The sequence below is a fragment of the Pseudomonas frederiksbergensis genome, assembly GCF_900105495.1.
In the GTDB taxonomy this organism is placed as follows: domain Bacteria; phylum Pseudomonadota; class Gammaproteobacteria; order Pseudomonadales; family Pseudomonadaceae; genus Aquipseudomonas; species Aquipseudomonas frederiksbergensis.
Window position 1 is genome coordinate 3,296,247 of record NZ_FNTF01000002.1, and the last position, 16,773, is coordinate 3,313,019.

Below are 16,773 nucleotides of genomic sequence, written 5' to 3' on the forward strand. Positions count from 1 at the left end.
TTTAAAGGATCTTTCTACTCAGGAGTTCACATGTCGTTATCCATTGGTATCTCAAACGCTGCAGGCGTCACCATTGGTGGCAAATCCGCCGCTACGATCCGAGCTTTGAATGACGCCACCGTAGAGGCTGCCGACAAAGCGCTGGGCACAATGGAAGGCGATGGTAATCAAGTCAAGACTGGCCCTTTGGGGTTGGATAAAAGCGCGGGCGCGCAGACCGAAACCCCAGACGAGAGCAACCAGAGTGTGGCGGTGAAAGTCCTGCTCAAACGCATGCAAGAGCTACAACAGCAACTGCGCGAGCAACAGCAACAATTAGCCGCAGCGCAGGCGGCGTCTTATCCGACACCGGAAGCCAAGGCCACTGTGGTCATGGCATTTCAAGGACAGATTGCCGACACCAATGGGGCGTTGTTGGAAGTGTCCGCGGCCCTGGTCAAGGAACTGGCCAAGGGTTCCAGCACCGGAACGGTGGTCAACACCACGGCATGACTTGAATGCCCGGCTTTTGCCAGCCAGTTCAAATAAATGGTCCTCTCTGCTCGTTGACAAATGTCGGCAGGGTTCGCATAGTTCGGTCTCGCAAACGTTTGCGCGGTGCTCGTGGTGGTTATCCATCTGTGAGCGCAATGAAGCCTACGCCAGCGCAAGCGTTGCTCAAAATAATCATAAGATCGGAGTGAACCCATGAAGCTGCCATTCGCTGGACGTCTTCTCGCTGTCGCTATGCTGGCTGCCGCATCCGTCGCGTTACCCGTCTCTTCGGCCTTCGCCGAAACGCCTGAAAAACCCAAAGTCGCATTGGTCATGAAATCCCTGGCCAATGAATTCTTCCTGACCATGGAAGACGGCGCCAAGGCCTATCAGAAAGACCACTCCAGCGATTTCGAGCTGATCTCCAACGGCATCAAAGACGAAACCGACACAGCTGGCCAGACACGCATCGTCGAGCAAATGATTCTGGCCAAGGTCAATGCGCTGGTCATCGCGCCGGCTGACTCCAAGGCCATGGTTCCGGTGATCAAGAAAGCCATCGATGCCGGTATCACCGTGATCAACATCGACAACCAGCTGGACCCGGCTGTGGTCAAAAGCAAAAACATCACTGTACCGTTCGTAGGCCCGGATAACCGCAAAGGCGCGCGTCTGGTGGGCGAGTACCTGGCCAAGCAACTGAAGGCCGGAGACGAAGTCGGCATCATCGAAGGCGTTTCAACCACCACCAACGCACAGCAAAGAACCGCAGGCTTCAAGGATGCGATGGAAGCGGCGCAGATCAAGGTCGTCTCTTTGCAGTCTGGTGACTGGGAAATCGACAAGGGCAACAAAGTGGCTGCCTCGATCCTCAGCGAGTACCCGCAAGTCAAAGCCCTGCTGGCCGGCAACGACAGCATGGCCGTCGGCGCAGTATCTGCCGTGCGTGCAGCGGGCAAGGCCGGCAAGGTGCAAGTGGTCGGTTACGACAACATCAACGCCATCAAGCCAATGCTCAAGGATGGCCGTGTCCTGGCCACCGCTGACCAGTTTGCGGCCAAGCAAGCCGTGTTCGGCATCGAGACTGCGCTGAAGATCATCAAGGGTGAAAAAGTCGACAGCGGCACCAATGGTGTGATCGAAACTCCGGTAGAGCTGGTTACCAAGTAGTCCTTCTGGCGACACAACGGTGCTCGCCCGTCGGGGCGAGCGCATGGAGAGTTTTTATGTCAGTTTCCGCCCCGAACGCTGTCCTCTCGGTCAGCGGTATCGGTAAGACCTACGCCCAACCGGTCCTGACCGGCATCGACCTGACGCTGATGCGCGGTGAAGTGCTGGCGTTGACCGGCGAAAACGGCGCGGGGAAAAGCACGCTGTCGAAGATCATCGGCGGGCTGGTCACGCCGACCACCGGCCACATGCAATTCCAGGGGCAGGATTACCGCCCCGCAAGCCGCGCTCAGGCCGAAGACCTCGGCATTCGCATGGTGATGCAGGAGCTCAATCTGTTGCCGACCCTGTCGGTGGCGGAAAACCTGTTTCTCGACAACTTGCCCAGCAATGGCGGCTGGATCAGTCGCAAGCAATTGCGCAAGGCGGCGATCGAAGCGATGGCCCAGGTCGGCCTCGACGCGATTGACCCGGACACGCTGGTGGGCGAATTGGGCATCGGTCACCAGCAAATGGTGGAGATCGCCCGCAATCTGATCGGCGATTGCCACGTGCTGATCCTCGACGAACCGACCGCGATGTTGACCAACCGTGAAGTCGAGATGCTGTTCGAGCAGATCACCCGCCTCCAAGCTCGCGGCGTGTCGATCATCTATATCTCGCACCGTCTCGAAGAACTGGCGCGGGTCGCCCAGCGTATTGCGGTACTGCGCGATGGCAACCTGGTTTGCGTCGAGCCGATGGTCAATTACAACAGCGAGCAACTGGTAACGCTGATGGTCGGTCGTGAACTCGGCGAACACATCGATATGGGCCCGCGCAAGATCGGCGCTCCAGCCTTGACGGTCAACGGGCTGACCCGTTCCGACAAGGTTCGCGATGTGTCCTTCGAGGTGCGCGCCGGCGAGATCTACGGGATTTCCGGCTTGATCGGGGCAGGGCGCACTGAGTTGCTGCGCTTGATCTTCGGTGCCGATAAAGCGGACAGCGGCACGGTTGCACTCGGCTCGCCAGCACAGGTTGTCAGTATCCGGTCGCCGGCTGACGCGGTCGGTCATGGCATCGCCTTGATCACCGAAGATCGCAAGGGCGAAGGCCTGCTGCTGACCCAGTCGATCAGCGCGAATATTGCCTTGGGCAATATGCCGGTGATTTCCAGCGCGGGCATTGTCAACAAGGGTGACGAGATGGCGCTGGCCCAGCGTCAGGTCGACGCCATGCGCATCCGCAGCTCCAGCCCGACGCAATTGGTGTCGGAACTGTCCGGCGGCAATCAGCAGAAAGTCGTGATCGGCCGCTGGCTTGAGCGTGATTGCTCGGTAATGCTGTTCGACGAGCCAACGCGTGGCATCGATGTCGGCGCCAAGTTTGACATTTACGCCTTGCTCGGTGAGCTGACCCGTCAAGGCAAAGCGCTGGTGGTGGTGTCCAGCGACCTGCGTGAGCTGATGTTGATCTGCGACCGCATCGGCGTGCTCTCGGCGGGACGTCTGATCGACACCTTCGAGCGTGACAGCTGGACCCAGGATGATTTGCTTGCCGCCGCGTTCGCCGGCTACCAAAAACGTGACGCGTTGCTCAACGAAGCAGCGCCTAGGGATCTCGCATGAATACTGCAGTGACTGCCGGCAAACGTAGTGGCAACTTTTATGGCCTCGGTACCTATCTGGGACTGGCCGGTGCCTTGCTGGCAATGGTTGCGCTGTTCTCGGTTCTGAGCAGCCATTTCCTGTCCTATGACACTTTCAGCACCCTGGCCAACCAGATTCCGGACTTGATGGTGCTGGCGGTCGGCATGACGTTCGTGTTGATCATCGGCGGCATCGACCTGTCGGTGGGTTCGGTGCTTGCGCTGGCGGCGTCAACGGTCAGCGTGGCGATTCTCGGTTGGGGTTGGAGCGTGCTGCCTGCGGCGCTGCTCGGAATGGCGGCGGCAGCGCTGGCCGGGACCATCACCGGTTCGATCACTGTGGCATGGCGGATTCCGTCGTTCATCGTGTCCCTCGGCGTGCTGGAAATGGCCCGTGGCGTGGCGTATCAGATGACCGGGTCGCGCACGGCCTACATCGGTGACGCCTTCGCCTGGTTGTCCAACCCGATCGCCTTTGGCATCTCGCCGTCGTTCATCATTGCCTTGCTGATCATCTTCATTGCCCAGGCAGTGCTGACGCGTACCGTGTTCGGTCGCTACCTGATCGGCATCGGCACCAACGAAGAGGCGGTGCGTCTGGCAGGGATCAATCCGAAGCCCTACAAGATTCTGGTATTCAGTCTGATGGGGCTGCTGGCCGGTATTGCCGCGCTGTTCCAGATTTCCCGTCTGGAAGCGGCGGATCCGAATGCCGGCTCCGGGCTGGAGCTGCAAGTGATCGCCGCGGTCGTGATCGGCGGCACCAGCCTGATGGGCGGTCGCGGTTCGGTCATCAGTACGTTCTTCGGGGTTCTGATCATCTCCGTATTGGCGGCCGGTCTTGCGCAGATCGGCGCGACTGAACCCACCAAACGCATCATCACCGGCGCAGTGATCGTGGTGGCGGTGGTGCTTGATACTTATCGCAGTCAGCGCGCAAGCCGGCGGACCTGAGACATGGCAACAATCAAGGATGTGGCAGCGCTCGCGGGGATTTCCTACACCACGGTTTCCCACGTAGTGAACAAGACCCGGCCGGTGAGCGAAGAGGTGCGGGTCAAGGTTGAGGCTGCGATCAAAACCCTCGACTACGTGCCCAGCGCCGTGGCCCGGTCCCTCAAGGCCAAAACCACGGCGACCATCGGACTGCTGGTGCCCAACAGCCTCAACCCGTACTTCGCCGAACTGGCGCGCGGCATCGAGGATTACTGCGAGCGTAATGGCTACTGCGTAATTCTCTGTAACTCCGATGACAACCCGGACAAGCAGCGCAGTTACCTGCGCGTGCTGCTGGAAAAGCGCATCGACGGGCTGATTGTCGCTTCGGCGGGCGGTGACGCGGGGCTGGCGGAGGGGCTGGCAGGCGTGCGCACGCCGATGGTGATCGTCGACCGTGGACTGGAAGGTGTGAATGCCGACATGGTGCGGATCGATCACGAATACGGCGCCTATCTGGCAACCCGCCACCTTCTGGAATTGGGGCACCGGGACATCGCAACCATTGGTGGCCCGGCGAGTACCAGTGTGGCGCAGATGCGTCTGGCGGGTTATTGCCGTGCCCTGAAAGAGGCAGGTGTCGAAGTAGCACGCGAGCGCATGCTGGAAAGCGACTTCACCAGTACTGGCGGTTACAACACTGCCGCGATCCTGCTGGAAAACAACCCGCCCAGCGCAATCTTTGCCGGTAACGACATGATCGGTATCGGCGTGCTGCGAGCGGCGGCCGAGCGCAATATTCGCGTGCCGACGGAACTGTCGGTAATCGGCTTCGACGATATTCAAATGAGCCGCTATGTGTACCCGGCGCTGACCACCGTGGGGCAGTCGATCCTGCAGCTCGGCGAGATGGCGGCCGAAGTGCTTTTAAGAAGAATCGCCACACCGGACATGGCCACCGATCAACGGATCGTGACGCCCAGTATTGTCCTGCGGGAATCGACTGCGCCGCTGGCCAGCGTGTTCGCGCAGTTCCGTTGAAATGGAAAGTCGCAAAATCAACAGCACCGCTGAAACAGAATTGATGAGTAGTGACGTATGCCAGCAAAAGTAGTGGTTATCGGCAGTCTGAACATGGACCTGGTCACCCGGGCGCCACGGCTGCCCCGTGGTGGTGAAACGCTGATCGGCGAGTCGTTTGCCACGGTTTCCGGTGGCAAGGGCGCGAATCAGGCAGTTGCCGCGGCGAGACTGGGGGCGCAGGTGTCGATGGTTGGTTGCGTGGGCAGCGATGCCTACGGCGAACAATTGCGCGGGGCGCTGTTGGCTGAGCAGATCGATTGCCAAGCGGTCAGCACCGTCGACGATTCCAGTGGCGTAGCGTTGATCGTGGTCGATGACAACAGCCAGAACGCAATCGTGATCGTTGCCGGTGCGAACGGTGCGCTGACTGCAGAGGTAATTGATCGTTTCGACGCCGTGTTGCAGGCGGCGGACGTGATCATCTGCCAGCTGGAAGTCCCGGATGCCACGGTCGGTCATGCGCTCAAGCGCGGCCGTGAGTTGGGCAAGACCGTGATCCTCAACCCGGCGCCGGCCAGCCGTCCGCTGCCGGCGGAATGGTACGCGTCCATCGATTATCTGATTCCCAATGAAAGCGAAGCTGCGGCACTGAGTGGTGTGCCAGTGGATTCCCTGGCATCTGCCGAAACCGCTGCATCCCGGCTGATCTCGTTGGGCGCCGGCAAGGTCATCATCACCCTCGGTGCTCAAGGTTCGCTGTTTGCCAACGGCAAAGGCTTCGAGCACTTCCCTGCGCCGAAGGTGAAAGCTGTCGATACCACGGCGGCTGGCGACACCTTCGTCGGTGGTTTCGCCGCTGCGCTGGCGGCTGGCAAAAGCGAAGCCGACGCGATCCGTTTCGGCCAGGTCGCCGCCGCGCTGTCGGTGACCCGTGCTGGCGCGCAACCCTCGATTCCCAACTTGTCCGACGTACAGGCCTTTAACGCACCATGAAAAAGACCCCTTTGCTCAATGTCGCGTTATCGCGGCTGATCGCCTCCCTGGGCCATGGCGACATAGTAGTAATTGGCGACGCGGGTCTGCCGGTGCCGCCAGGCGTTGAGCTGATTGACCTGGCCCTGACCCACGGTATCCCGGACTTCGTCAGCACATTGAAGGTTGTGCTCAGCGAAATGCAGGTCGAGAGCCATGTATTGGCCCATGAGATCCTGGGCAAAAAGCCTTCGGCATTGGCAACGCTCGATGAGCTGAATGCCGACGGTGCGCTGGGTCGGCGTGAGCTGCTCAGTCATGACCAGTTCAAAGTCCTCAGCCGACAGGCACGGGCGATTGTTCGTACGGGCGAATGTCAGCCGTACTGCAACATCGTGCTGGTGGCAGGGGTTACGTTCTAACTCGCTGTTGTCTTTCTGTTGTCCCACGCACAACGAGTGCGCTATGTACCGCTATGCTCAGAAACTGCACCACCTGCTCCGGAGTTTGCTGCTTTTGTCCCTGATTACCGCAACAAGCGCCCAGGCGGCGGAAAAGATCGACTTGATCATCGACACCGACCCGGGTGCCGATGACGTGGTTGCCTTGCTGTTTGCGCTGGCATCGCCGCAAGAGCTGAACATTCGTGCACTGACCACCGTCGCCGGCAATGTGCGTCTGGACAAGACTTCGCGTAATGCGCGGCTGGCCCGTGAGTGGGCGGGGCGCGAGGAGGTGCCGGTCTACGCGGGCGCTCCGAAGCCGCTGATGCGTACGCCGATCTATGCCGAGAACATCCATGGCAAGGAAGGACTTTCGGGCGTCACCGTACATGAGCCGAAAAAAGGCCTGGCCCAAGGCAATGCGGTCAATTACCTGATCGACACTTTGAAAGCCGCCAAGCCCCACAGCATCACTATCGCCATGCTCGGTCCGCAGACCAACCTGGCCCTGGCGCTGATCCAGGAACCTGAGATCGTTCAGGGCATCAAGGAAGTGGTGATCATGGGCGGGGCGCACTTCAATGGTGGCAACATTACTCCGGTGGCTGAGTTCAACCTGTTCGCCGACCCACAGGCTGCAGAAGTGGTGCTGAAAAGCGGAGTGAAGCTGACCTACCTGCCGCTGGACGTAACCCACAAGATTCTCACCAGTGACGCGCGTCTTAAACAGATCGCGGCTATCAACAACAATGCCAGCAAGCTGGTGGGCGATATTCTCAATGAGTACGTCAAAGGCGACATGGAGCACTACGGCATTCCGGGTGGCCCGGTGCATGACGCGACGGTCATCGCCTACCTGCTCAAGCCGGAGCTGTTCACCGGTCGCTCGGTGAATGTGGTGGTTGATAGTCGTGAAGGCCCGACGTTCGGCCAAACCATCGTCGACTGGTATGACGGCTTGAAAGCGCCGAAAAACGCTTTCTGGGTAGAAAGTGGCGACGCCCAGGGCTTCTTTGACCTGCTGACCGAGCGCCTGGCTCGTCTGAAGTAAGCCATAGACCCGCAGGTGCCAGCCTGCGGGTTTTTTCCGTCACTCGCTATCTATCAGGCCAATAAAGTCGGCAGGGTACTTCTCGAATACCTGTGCGATGAATATCTGGGCGGCTTGGGTTCCCAATTCCTTGACTAATAGATCGATACCAATGATCGCCAACTCTTCCGGACTGCCCGGGCTGTAAGAGCTGTGGCCCTGGGGCCACTTGGCTTTGATGTCGGCGTCGATGCTTACGGTGGTCATGATGGCGCTCGTGAAGTCGGGAAAGTCTGAGTGTCGAGTAAACCATTTTGGGCGGCTTTTGACACTCCGACTTAGGCATGAGGGGAGGGCTATGCGACACTTGGTCTTTGACGATTTTTCAAGGACTGTGCTGTGCAGATCGATTTGAACACTCCTGACGGCTTGACCCTTGAGGCGGTGCGTCAGCTGCTGGCCTCTGCCAGCGACGATGAGCACACTCAATTGCGAGTCACCAAGGGCGGCATCGCCTACATTTCGTCAGGCGTTGTAGGCGGTACTGATATCAGTGGACTGTTGTTTCGTCTGGAGACGTGGGCCAAGGGTTCCGGTTATGTAGGATTGGTCGCGGCCAGTGACGAGGTCTGGGTCATGCAGATTTTCAACGCGCTGAAAGAGAACTGGCCGATTCCGCCGTTTGACTACATTGACGTCTATTGAGCGCTGTTCATATTCAGTCACGATTGAGTGGTAAACGGCAGGGCAATGCTCAGGCAAACTCGCCGCGTGTCCCAATAGAGGGCAGGGTGCTAGTACTCTCCGTGAAACAAAACGCCAGATTGGCGGTCGCACGATCTCAGCTTAACTATTGAAAAAGGAGGCTTCATGCCTTGGAAGCTCGCGTCATTGGGTACTTTGTTCGCCGTTGCCATGTTGGCCGGTTGCAGCACTACCTCCACCGAGTCGACAACAGACCCTGTCACCACGACTGACACGGGCCACAGCCGTTGTGAGGCAAAAGCTGCCGAATTCACCATTGGCAAAAAGGCTTCGCCTGAACTGCTGGAGCAGGCACGCACTCGCGCAGGTGCGCAAAATGCACGGTTCCTCTTGCCCACCGACATGGTGACCCTGGAGTACCGCTCCGATCGTCTTAACCTGAACACCGATGCCAGCCGGGTTGTGACCCGAGTCAACTGTGGCTGATCATTTCGCGCTTTTGTTTCGCCCATAAAAAACCCCGTCACATGGACGGGGTTTTTTTAGTGCGCCAGAAACTTACTCTGGGCGAACTTGTGCAGCTTGCATACCCTTTTGGCCTTTCTCAGCCACGAAGGAAACGGTTTGGCCTTCTTTCAGGCTTTTGAAACCGTCGCTTTCGATAGCTTTGAAGTGTACGAACAGGTCGTCACCGCCACCTTGAGGAGTGATGAAGCCGAAGCCTTTTTCATCGTTGAACCATTTAACGGTGCCGGTTTGGCGATTAGACATGGTGTATCTCCAAGAAACATATATTTTCAGTAGTGCTGTGCTGCTCAGGCCAACTGGGCACACCGGGGTATCATAGTCGAAATGTTCGCTTTGGGAGCCCCCCGGACGTGCTGTTTGCCCAGCAGTCGCGTTCCGTTTGCTGCTTGATGTAGCTGAAAGCCCCGTTTTACAAGGCTTTCAGCCGAAAGTAAAGACGATAAAAAAACCTGTAAAACCTGCATAAATTGTACGAAAAATCGGTTTTCAGAGGCTTTTTACAGTCGTTGCAGGCGAAAAAAGCGCTCTGTCGGGCTTATTTTTTCGCTTTGTTTTCGGCTTTACACGACGAGATTTGGGTCAATGCTTTTTGTTTCAGGGCATCACTGGCGGTGTTGTCCATCAGGGATTGGATGTCTTTGGCAGGGTACGATTTGATGGCATCGGCGCCGCAAGCGCAGTGAGACTTCGCTGCTGCAGCTCCGATCTGTGGCGTAGCTGCTTCTGTGCACTGAGCCATGTATTTCTCGCGTTCGCCCTTCGGCCAATCGGCATGGGCGGCCAGTGGCAGCAGCAAAACGATAGGGGCGACTACTGCGAATAAACGTTTCAGATGCATGCTGGGATGCTCCTTGTGGGTCAATGTCTTGTTATCTGAGGGGTAAAACAGGGTTCTAGTTCAGCACTCTGGCATAAAATTACCCGATTTGCCCCTAGACAAAGCCTCGGTGCATCGACGACCGTTCATCTGTGCTAGCATGCCCCGCTCGGGCGTTTGCAGGCTCCGGATGGCCTTCAGTCCCGGTAGCGGCAAATGTGCGAATAACCCTGATTTGAATCCCAGTCACTCTGGTTCGGTTTTCCGGTTGGCCGCAAGGCTCCTGCCGCTGTAAGGCAGGCGTTCGTCATTGAATGGCCTGGATCGGATCTTGTACTGGCTCATCCCAACCCACGTGACCTTTGGTAGGGGTCACCACTAGGAGAGGAGGCGCCATGCCAACTATTACTCTTCCCGACGGCAGTCAACGTTCATTCGATCACCCGGTATCCGTTGCCGAGGTCGCTGCATCCATTGGTGCAGGCCTGGCCAAAGCCACCGTGGCCGGCAAGGTCGATGGCAAGCTGGTCGACGCTAGCGACATCATCGGCAGCGACGCTACGCTGCAAATCATTACGCCAAAGGATGAAGAGGGGCTGGAGATCATTCGTCACTCTTGCGCCCACCTGGTTGGCCATGCGGTCAAGCAGTTGTACCCAACGGCCAAGATGGTCATCGGTCCGGTCATCGACGAAGGCTTCTATTACGACATCGCCTTCGAACGTCCTTTCACTCCGGACGACCTGGCCGCCATCGAACAGCGCATGCAGCAGCTGATCGAAAAAGATTACGACGTCATCAAGAAAGTCACTCCGCGTGCCGAAGTGATCGAAGTGTTCAAGGCCCGTGGCGAAGACTACAAACTGCGCCTGGTCGAAGACATGCCGAACGAACAGGCCATGGGCCTGTACTATCACGAAGAATACGTCGACATGTGCCGCGGCCCGCACGTGCCGAACACGCGCTTCCTGAAATCCTTCAAGCTGACCAAGTTGTCCGGCGCTTACTGGCGTGGCGATGCCAAGAACGAGCAATTGCAGCGCGTTTACGGCACGGCGTGGGCAGACAAAAAGCAGCTGGCGGCTTACATCCAGCGCATCGAAGAAGCCGAGAAGCGCGATCACCGCAAGATCGGCAAGCGTCTGGGTCTGTTTCACACCCAGGAAGAGTCGCCGGGCATGGTGTTCTGGCATCCGAACGGCTGGACTCTGTACCAGGTGCTCGAGCAATACATGCGCAAGGTTCAGCGCGACAACGGTTACCTGGAGATCAAAACTCCGCAGGTCGTTGACCGCAGTCTGTGGGAGAAGTCCGGGCATTGGGCCAACTACGCCGACAACATGTTCACCACGCAGTCGGAAAACCGTGACTACGCCATCAAGCCGATGAACTGCCCTTGCCACGTGCAGGTGTTCAATCAGGGCCTGAAAAGCTACCGTGAACTGCCAATGCGCCTGGCCGAATTCGGTGCTTGCCATCGTAATGAGCCATCGGGCGCACTGCACGGCATCATGCGTGTGCGCGCGTTCACTCAGGACGACGCCCACATCTTCTGCACTGAAGAGCAGATGCAGGCTGAATCCGCTGCGTTCATCAAACTGACCATGGACGTCTATGCCGACTTCGGCTTCAAAGACGTCGAGATGAAGCTGTCCACTCGTCCGGAAAAACGCGTCGGTTCCGACGAATTGTGGGATCGCGCCGAAGCGGCCCTGGCTGCAGCCCTTGATAGTGCTGGCCTGCCGTACGATCTGCAGCCGGGCGAGGGTGCGTTCTACGGTCCGAAGATCGAATTTTCGCTGAAAGATTGCCTCGGTCGCGTCTGGCAGTGTGGTACCCTTCAGCTCGATTTTAACCTGCCTGTCCGTCTGGGAGCCGAATACGTCTCTGAAGACAACAGTCGCAAGCACCCGGTTATGTTGCACCGGGCGATCCTTGGCTCCTTCGAACGTTTCGTCGGAATCCTGATCGAGCACTACGAGGGTGCATTCCCTGCGTGGCTGGCTCCGACCCAGGCAGTGATCATGAATATCACTGATAAACAGGCTGATTTCGCCGCTGAGGTTGAAAAAACTCTCAACGAAAGCGGATTTCGTGCCAAGTCTGACTTGAGAAATGAAAAGATCGGCTTTAAAATCCGCGAGCATACTTTGCTCAAGGTTCCTTATCTCTTGGTTATCGGAGATCGGGAAGTCGAGATGCAGACTGTCGCTGTGCGTACTCGTGAAGGTGCTGACCTGGGCTCGATGCCCGTCGCCCAGTTCGCCGAGTTCCTCGCTCAAGCGGTTTCCCGGCGTGGTCGCCCAGATTCGGAGTAATTACTATTAAGCGTGAAATGAGACAAGATAAACGAGCTGCACCGAAGGCCCCGATCAACGAGAATATCTCGGCACGCGAGGTTCGGTTAATTGGGGCTGAAGGTGAACAGCTTGGGATTGTGTCAATTGAAGACGCGCTTCTTAAGGCTGAAGAGGCCAAACTGGATCTGGTGGAAATTTCCGCCGATGCAGTACCCCCTGTTTGCAAACTGATGGACTACGGCAAATCGATCTTCGAAAAGAAGAAGCAGATTGCCGCGGCCAAGAAAAACCAGAAGCAGATTCAGGTTAAAGAAATCAAGTTTCGTCCAGGGACGGAGGAAGGGGATTACCAGGTAAAACTGCGCAACCTGGTACGTTTCCTGAGTGATGGGGACAGGGCCAAGGTATCCTTGCGATTCCGCGGCCGTGAGATGGCCCACCAGGAGCTGGGGATGGAACTCCTCAAGCGAGTTGAAGGTGACTTGCTCGAGTACGGTTCGGTCGAACAGCATCCTAAGATGGAAGGACGCCAACTGATCATGGTCATCGCCCCGAAAAAGAAGAAGTAATCAATAGGGCACGGCAGGCCTTCTGATTATGTTTATCAACTGAATGCGGAGTATCCGAACATGCCAAAAATGAAAACTAAAAGTGGTGCTGCTAAGCGGTTTCTGAAAACTGCTAACGGTATCAAGCACAAGCACGCTTTCAAGAGCCACATCCTGACTAAAATGTCGACCAAGCGTAAGCGTCAACTGCGCGGTAGCAGCTTGCTGGCACCGTGTGACGTGGCAAAAGTCGAGCGCATGCTGCGCCTTCGTTAATTTAGTCAAGAATAGAGGAAGTAACTCATGGCTCGTGTAAAGCGTGGCGTCATTGCCCGTAAACGTCACAAAAAAATTCTGAAACTTGCTAAAGGCTACTACGGCGCTCGCTCGCGCGTATTCCGTGTTGCCAAGCAAGCGGTAATCAAGGCAGGCCAATACGCCTACCGTGACCGTCGTCAGAAAAAACGTCAGTTCCGCGCTCTGTGGATCGCTCGTATCAACGCTGGTGCACGTATCAACGGTCTGTCCTACAGCCGTTTCATTGCCGGCCTGAAAAAAGCGTCCATCGAGATCGACCGTAAGGTTCTGGCTGATCTGGCAGTGAACGAAAAAGCGGCGTTTGCTGCGATTGTCGAGAAAGCTAAAGCCACCTTGGCTTAAGTACCCCCGACAGTCACCCGGTCTCATCTCTGTGGGGTCAGGTGTTAAACGTCATAAATAGGGGAAGAGCCTTCAAGCTCTTCCCCTATTTTGTATCTGGAGTCTGTACATGGAAAACCTGGATGCGCTCGTCTCTCAAGCACTAGAGGCTGTGCAAAGCGCTGAAGATATCAATGCCCTGGAGCAAATCCGGGTTCACTACCTTGGCAAAAAGGGTGAATTGACTCAGGTGATGAAGACCCTGGGGAATTTGCCGGCAGAAGAACGTCCGCAAGTCGGCGCGCTGATCAACGTTGCCAAGGAGCGTGTCACAGAGGTTCTCAATGCGCGCAAGGCACTGTTTGAAGAGGCCGACCTGGCCGCCAAACTGTCTGCCGAGTCCATTGACGTGACCCTGCCTGGCCGTGGCCAGACCTCGGGTGGTCTGCATCCGGTCACACGCACTCTGGAACGAATCGAGCAGTTCTTCACCCATATCGGCTACGGCATTGCCGAAGGCCCTGAGGTCGAAGACGACTATCACAACTTCGAAGCACTCAACATCCCAGGCCATCACCCGGCCCGGTCGATGCATGACACCTTCTATTTCAATGCCAACATGTTGCTGCGCACCCATACCTCGCCGGTACAGGTCCGCACCATGGAATCGAAACAGCCGCCGATCCGCATCGTCTGCCCAGGCCGTGTGTACCGTAGCGACTCCGATATCACCCACTCCCCGATGTTCCACCAGGTCGAAGGCCTGCTGGTCGACCGTGATATCAACTTCGCTGACTTGAAAGGCACCATCGAAGAGTTCCTGCGCGTGTTCTTTGAAAAAGAACTGGCCGTGCGTTTTCGCCCTTCGTACTTCCCGTTCACAGAGCCATCCGCCGAAGTCGACATGGAATGCGTGATGTGCAGCGGTAAAGGCTGCCGCGTCTGCAAGCAGACTGGCTGGCTGGAAGTGATGGGCTGCGGCATGGTTCACCCGAATGTGTTGCGCATGTCCGGGATCGACCCGGAAGAGTTCTCGGGCTTTGCCTTCGGCATGGGCGTTGAGCGTCTGGCCATGCTGCGTTACGGCGTGAACGACTTGCGTCTGTTCTTCGACAACGACTTGCGGTTCCTCGCGCAATTTCGCTAGTCGTAACGAATTCTTAGGAGAGCAGGATGAAATTCAGTGAACAATGGCTGCGTGGCTGGGTAAGCCCGCAGGTAAGTCGTGACGAGCTGGTTGCTCGTCTGTCGATGGCCGGTCTTGAGGTCGATAGCGTTACGCCGGCCGCCGGCGAATTCACCGGTGTGGTAGTGGGCGAGGTGCTGAGCACCGAGCAACACCCGGACGCCGACAAGTTGCGCGTTTGCCAGGTCAGCAATGGCTCGGAGACTTTCCAGGTCGTGTGCGGTGCGCCAAACGTGCGCCCGGGCCTGAAGATCCCGTTCGCCATGATCGGTGCCGAACTGCCAGGTGACTTCAAAATCAAGAAAGCCAAGCTGCGGGGCGTTGAGTCCAATGGCATGCTGTGCTCGCAAGCCGAGCTGCAAGTCGGTGAAGGCAACGATGGCCTGATGGAATTGCCGGCCGATGCGCCAGTGGGTCAGGACATTCGTGAATACCTGAGCCTGGACGACGCCAGCATCGAGGTCGATCTGACCCCGAACCGCGGTGACTGTCTGTCCTTGGCCGGTCTGGCTCGTGAAGTCGGCGCGCTGTACGCCGCTGAAGTCACCCGCCCGGTGGTTGCTGTAGTGCCGGCCGTGCACGACGAGGTGCGTTCGATCGAAGTGCTGGCGCCAGCCGCTTGCCCGCGTTACTTGGGTCGTGTGATCCGTAACGTTGACTTGTCCAAACCAACGCCGCTGTGGATGGTCGAGCGTCTGCGTCGTGGTGACGTGCGCAGCATCGACGCTGCCGTCGACATCACTAACTACGTGATGCTGGAGTTGGGTCAACCACTGCATGCCTTTGATCTCGCCGAAATTAATGGCGGCATCCGCGTACGCATGGCTGAAGAAGGCGAGAAGTTGGTACTGCTCGATGGTCAGGAAGTCAGTCTGCGTAGCGATACGTTGGTGATTGCCGACCATACCCGCGCCTTGGCCATCGCCGGCGTGATGGGTGGCGAACACAGTGGTGTCAACACTGCGACTACTCGCGATGTATTCCTGGAAAGCGCGTTTTTCGATCAGATTGCTGTTGCTGGCAAGGCCCGTTCCTACGGGCTGCACACCGATGCCTCGCACCGCTACGAGCGTGGCGTGGATTGGCAACTGGCCCGTGAAGCCATGGAGCGTGCCACCGGCTTGCTTCTGGATATCACTGGTGGCGAAGCTGGCCCGATCATCGAAACCGTCAGCGAGCAGCACCTGCCGTCGATTGCGCCAGTTACCCTGCGGGCGCAACGCATCACTCAGATGCTGGGTATGGAAATGGATTCGGCCGAAGTCGAGCGACTGCTCAGTGGCTTGGGTCTGAAGGTTTCTGCCGATGGAGCAGGGCAGTGGCGCGTAGAAGTGCCAAGCCATCGCTTCGACATCAGCCTGGAAGTCGACCTGATCGAGGAGCTCGCCCGTCTGTACGGTTACAACCGTCTGCCAGTTCGTTACCCGCAAGCTCGTCTGGCACCGCAGGCCAAGGCTGAAGCACGGAGCGATCTGCCTGAACTGCGTCGTCTGCTGGTAGCCCGTGGTTATCAGGAAGCGATCACCTACAGCTTCATCGATCCAAAACAGTTTGAACTGTTTAATCCAGGTGTCGAGCCACTGTTGTTGGCCAACCCGATTTCGAACGACATGGCCGCCATGCGCTCATCTTTGTGGCCAGGCCTGGTCAAGGCGCTTCAGCACAACCTGAACCGTCAACAGGATCGCGTGCGCCTGTTCGAAAGCGGCCTGCGTTTCGTCGGTCAGCTGGAAGGCCTGAAGCAAGAGCCGATGCTGGCAGGTGTTGTTTGCGGTAGTCGTTTGCCGGAAGGTTGGGCGCAAGGTCGCGATGTAGTGGACTTCTTCGACGTCAAAGCCGATGTGGAAGCGGTGCTGGGCTTTGCCGGGGCGCTTGATTCGTTCACTTTCGTACCAGGTAAACACCCTGCGTTGCACCCGGGTCAAACCGCTCGTATTGAGCGTGAAGGTCGTTTGGTCGGTTTTGTCGGCGCTATCCATCCCGAATTGTCTAAAACCCTCGGTCTTGACCGCCCAATCTTCGCCTTCGAGCTCGTTCTTGCGGAAGTGGCATTGGGTAAAATGCCTAAATTCCAGGAGTTATCGCGCTTTCCTGAAGTGCGTCGTGATCTTGCACTGATCGCCGAAAAAGACGTCGCAGCCAGTGCAGTACTGGACGTAATCCGTGAAAATGCAGGGGAATGGCTGACGGACCTCAGGCTATTTGACGTATATCAGGGTAAAGGCATTGATCCTGATAGAAAAAGCCTTGCAGTCGGCTTGACCTGGCAGCATCCATCGCGCACTCTTAATGACGATGAGGTGAATACCACGACGCAAAACATCCTCACCTCGCTCGAACAAAGGTTGAACGCCACGTTAAGGAAGTGACGT

General features: G+C 57.4%; 19 protein-coding genes. 16 read left to right on the plus strand and 3 right to left on the minus strand.

The window, feature by feature from the left end:
* Positions 1 to 30: 30 nt before the first annotated feature.
* The 8 genes from BLW70_RS15435 (at position 31) to BLW70_RS15470 (ending at position 7,699) form a co-directional block, all read left to right on the plus strand.
* The gene (locus BLW70_RS15435) at positions 31 to 492 is read left to right on the plus strand and encodes a hypothetical protein (protein ID WP_074875296.1); all 462 of its coding nucleotides are present in this window, start codon (positions 31 to 33) and stop codon (positions 490 to 492) included.
* A 195-nt stretch (positions 493 to 687) separates the two neighbouring features.
* Positions 688 to 1,644 carry a sugar ABC transporter substrate-binding protein gene (locus BLW70_RS15440; RefSeq protein ID WP_074875298.1) on the plus strand — a complete coding sequence of 319 codons (957 nt, stop codon included), beginning with the start codon at positions 688 to 690 and terminating at the stop codon, positions 1,642 to 1,644.
* Between the two features lie 56 nt (positions 1,645 to 1,700).
* Positions 1,701 to 3,254 carry a sugar ABC transporter ATP-binding protein gene (locus tag BLW70_RS15445; RefSeq protein WP_074875299.1) on the plus strand — a complete coding sequence of 518 codons (1,554 nt, stop codon included), beginning with the start codon at positions 1,701 to 1,703 and terminating at the stop codon, positions 3,252 to 3,254.
* Positions 3,251 to 4,228 carry an ABC transporter permease gene (locus tag BLW70_RS15450; RefSeq protein ID WP_008145645.1) on the plus strand — a complete coding sequence of 326 codons (978 nt, stop codon included), beginning with the start codon at positions 3,251 to 3,253 and terminating at the stop codon, positions 4,226 to 4,228. Before BLW70_RS15445 ends, BLW70_RS15450 begins: the two co-directional genes overlap by 4 nt.
* Before the next feature lie 3 nt (positions 4,229 to 4,231).
* Complete coding sequence (locus BLW70_RS15455) at positions 4,232 to 5,251, plus strand: LacI family DNA-binding transcriptional regulator (RefSeq protein ID WP_074875301.1); 1,020 nt, start codon at positions 4,232 to 4,234, stop codon at positions 5,249 to 5,251.
* A gap of 57 nt (positions 5,252 to 5,308) precedes the next feature.
* Positions 5,309 to 6,226 (plus strand): ribokinase, encoded by a 918-nt coding sequence (rbsK, locus tag BLW70_RS15460; RefSeq protein ID WP_074875303.1) that lies wholly within the window; start codon positions 5,309 to 5,311, stop codon positions 6,224 to 6,226.
* Positions 6,223 to 6,627 carry a D-ribose pyranase gene (gene rbsD / locus BLW70_RS15465; RefSeq protein WP_074875305.1) on the plus strand — a complete coding sequence of 135 codons (405 nt, stop codon included), beginning with the start codon at positions 6,223 to 6,225 and terminating at the stop codon, positions 6,625 to 6,627. Before rbsK ends, rbsD begins: the two co-directional genes overlap by 4 nt.
* A gap of 43 nt (positions 6,628 to 6,670) precedes the next feature.
* Positions 6,671 to 7,699, plus strand: coding sequence for a nucleoside hydrolase (locus BLW70_RS15470; protein ID WP_074875307.1), 1,029 nt, complete (start codon positions 6,671 to 6,673; stop codon positions 7,697 to 7,699).
* 39 nt (positions 7,700 to 7,738) lie between these two features.
* On the opposite strand, the gene BLW70_RS15475 is transcribed toward BLW70_RS15470, so the two are convergent.
* Positions 7,739 to 7,945, minus strand: a complete 207-nt coding sequence (locus tag BLW70_RS15475) for a hypothetical protein (protein ID WP_074875309.1) — start codon at positions 7,943 to 7,945, stop codon at positions 7,739 to 7,741.
* A gap of 132 nt (positions 7,946 to 8,077) precedes the next feature.
* On the opposite strand from BLW70_RS15475, the gene BLW70_RS15480 reads away from it, so the two are divergent.
* A complete protein-coding gene (locus BLW70_RS15480; protein ID WP_074875311.1) occupies positions 8,078 to 8,383 on the plus strand; it encodes a hypothetical protein in 306 nt (101 codons plus the stop codon).
* A gap of 165 nt (positions 8,384 to 8,548) precedes the next feature.
* Entirely contained in the window at positions 8,549 to 8,869 is a 321-nt protein-coding gene (locus tag BLW70_RS15485) for an I78 family peptidase inhibitor (protein WP_074875314.1), read from the plus strand.
* Between the two features lie 72 nt (positions 8,870 to 8,941).
* Here the strand turns inward: BLW70_RS15485 and BLW70_RS15490 are convergent, their stop codons facing one another.
* Both BLW70_RS15490 and BLW70_RS15495 read right to left on the minus strand, forming a co-directional pair.
* Positions 8,942 to 9,154: a cold-shock protein gene (locus BLW70_RS15490; RefSeq protein ID WP_003179963.1), complete on the minus strand. Its 213-nt coding sequence runs from the start codon at positions 9,152 to 9,154 to the stop codon at positions 8,942 to 8,944.
* A 292-nt stretch (positions 9,155 to 9,446) separates the two neighbouring features.
* Complete coding sequence (locus BLW70_RS15495) at positions 9,447 to 9,749, minus strand: hypothetical protein (RefSeq protein WP_074875316.1); 303 nt, start codon at positions 9,747 to 9,749, stop codon at positions 9,447 to 9,449.
* A 374-nt stretch (positions 9,750 to 10,123) separates the two neighbouring features.
* On the opposite strand from BLW70_RS15495, the gene thrS reads away from it, so the two are divergent.
* From thrS to pheT, 6 genes are all read left to right on the plus strand, one after another.
* Positions 10,124 to 12,046, plus strand: a complete 1,923-nt coding sequence (gene thrS, locus BLW70_RS15500) for a threonine--tRNA ligase (protein WP_008145656.1) — start codon at positions 10,124 to 10,126, stop codon at positions 12,044 to 12,046.
* Positions 12,046 to 12,597 carry a translation initiation factor IF-3 gene (gene infC, locus BLW70_RS15505; RefSeq protein ID WP_169857083.1) on the plus strand — a complete coding sequence of 184 codons (552 nt, stop codon included), beginning with the start codon at positions 12,046 to 12,048 and terminating at the stop codon, positions 12,595 to 12,597. The genes thrS and infC overlap by 1 nt, the downstream gene beginning before the upstream one ends.
* Before the next feature lie 60 nt (positions 12,598 to 12,657).
* Positions 12,658 to 12,852: a 50S ribosomal protein L35 gene (gene rpmI / locus BLW70_RS15510; RefSeq protein WP_008145659.1), complete on the plus strand. Its 195-nt coding sequence runs from the start codon at positions 12,658 to 12,660 to the stop codon at positions 12,850 to 12,852.
* Positions 12,853 to 12,879: 27 nt separating this feature from the next.
* Positions 12,880 to 13,236 carry a 50S ribosomal protein L20 gene (gene rplT, locus BLW70_RS15515; protein ID WP_007905879.1) on the plus strand — a complete coding sequence of 119 codons (357 nt, stop codon included), beginning with the start codon at positions 12,880 to 12,882 and terminating at the stop codon, positions 13,234 to 13,236.
* Between the two features lie 109 nt (positions 13,237 to 13,345).
* Positions 13,346 to 14,362 (plus strand): phenylalanine--tRNA ligase subunit alpha, encoded by a 1,017-nt coding sequence (pheS, locus tag BLW70_RS15520; protein WP_007905876.1) that lies wholly within the window; start codon positions 13,346 to 13,348, stop codon positions 14,360 to 14,362.
* Between the two features lie 26 nt (positions 14,363 to 14,388).
* A complete protein-coding gene (gene pheT / locus BLW70_RS15525; protein WP_074875318.1) occupies positions 14,389 to 16,770 on the plus strand; it encodes a phenylalanine--tRNA ligase subunit beta in 2,382 nt (793 codons plus the stop codon).
* Positions 16,771 to 16,773 lie beyond the last annotated feature (3 nt).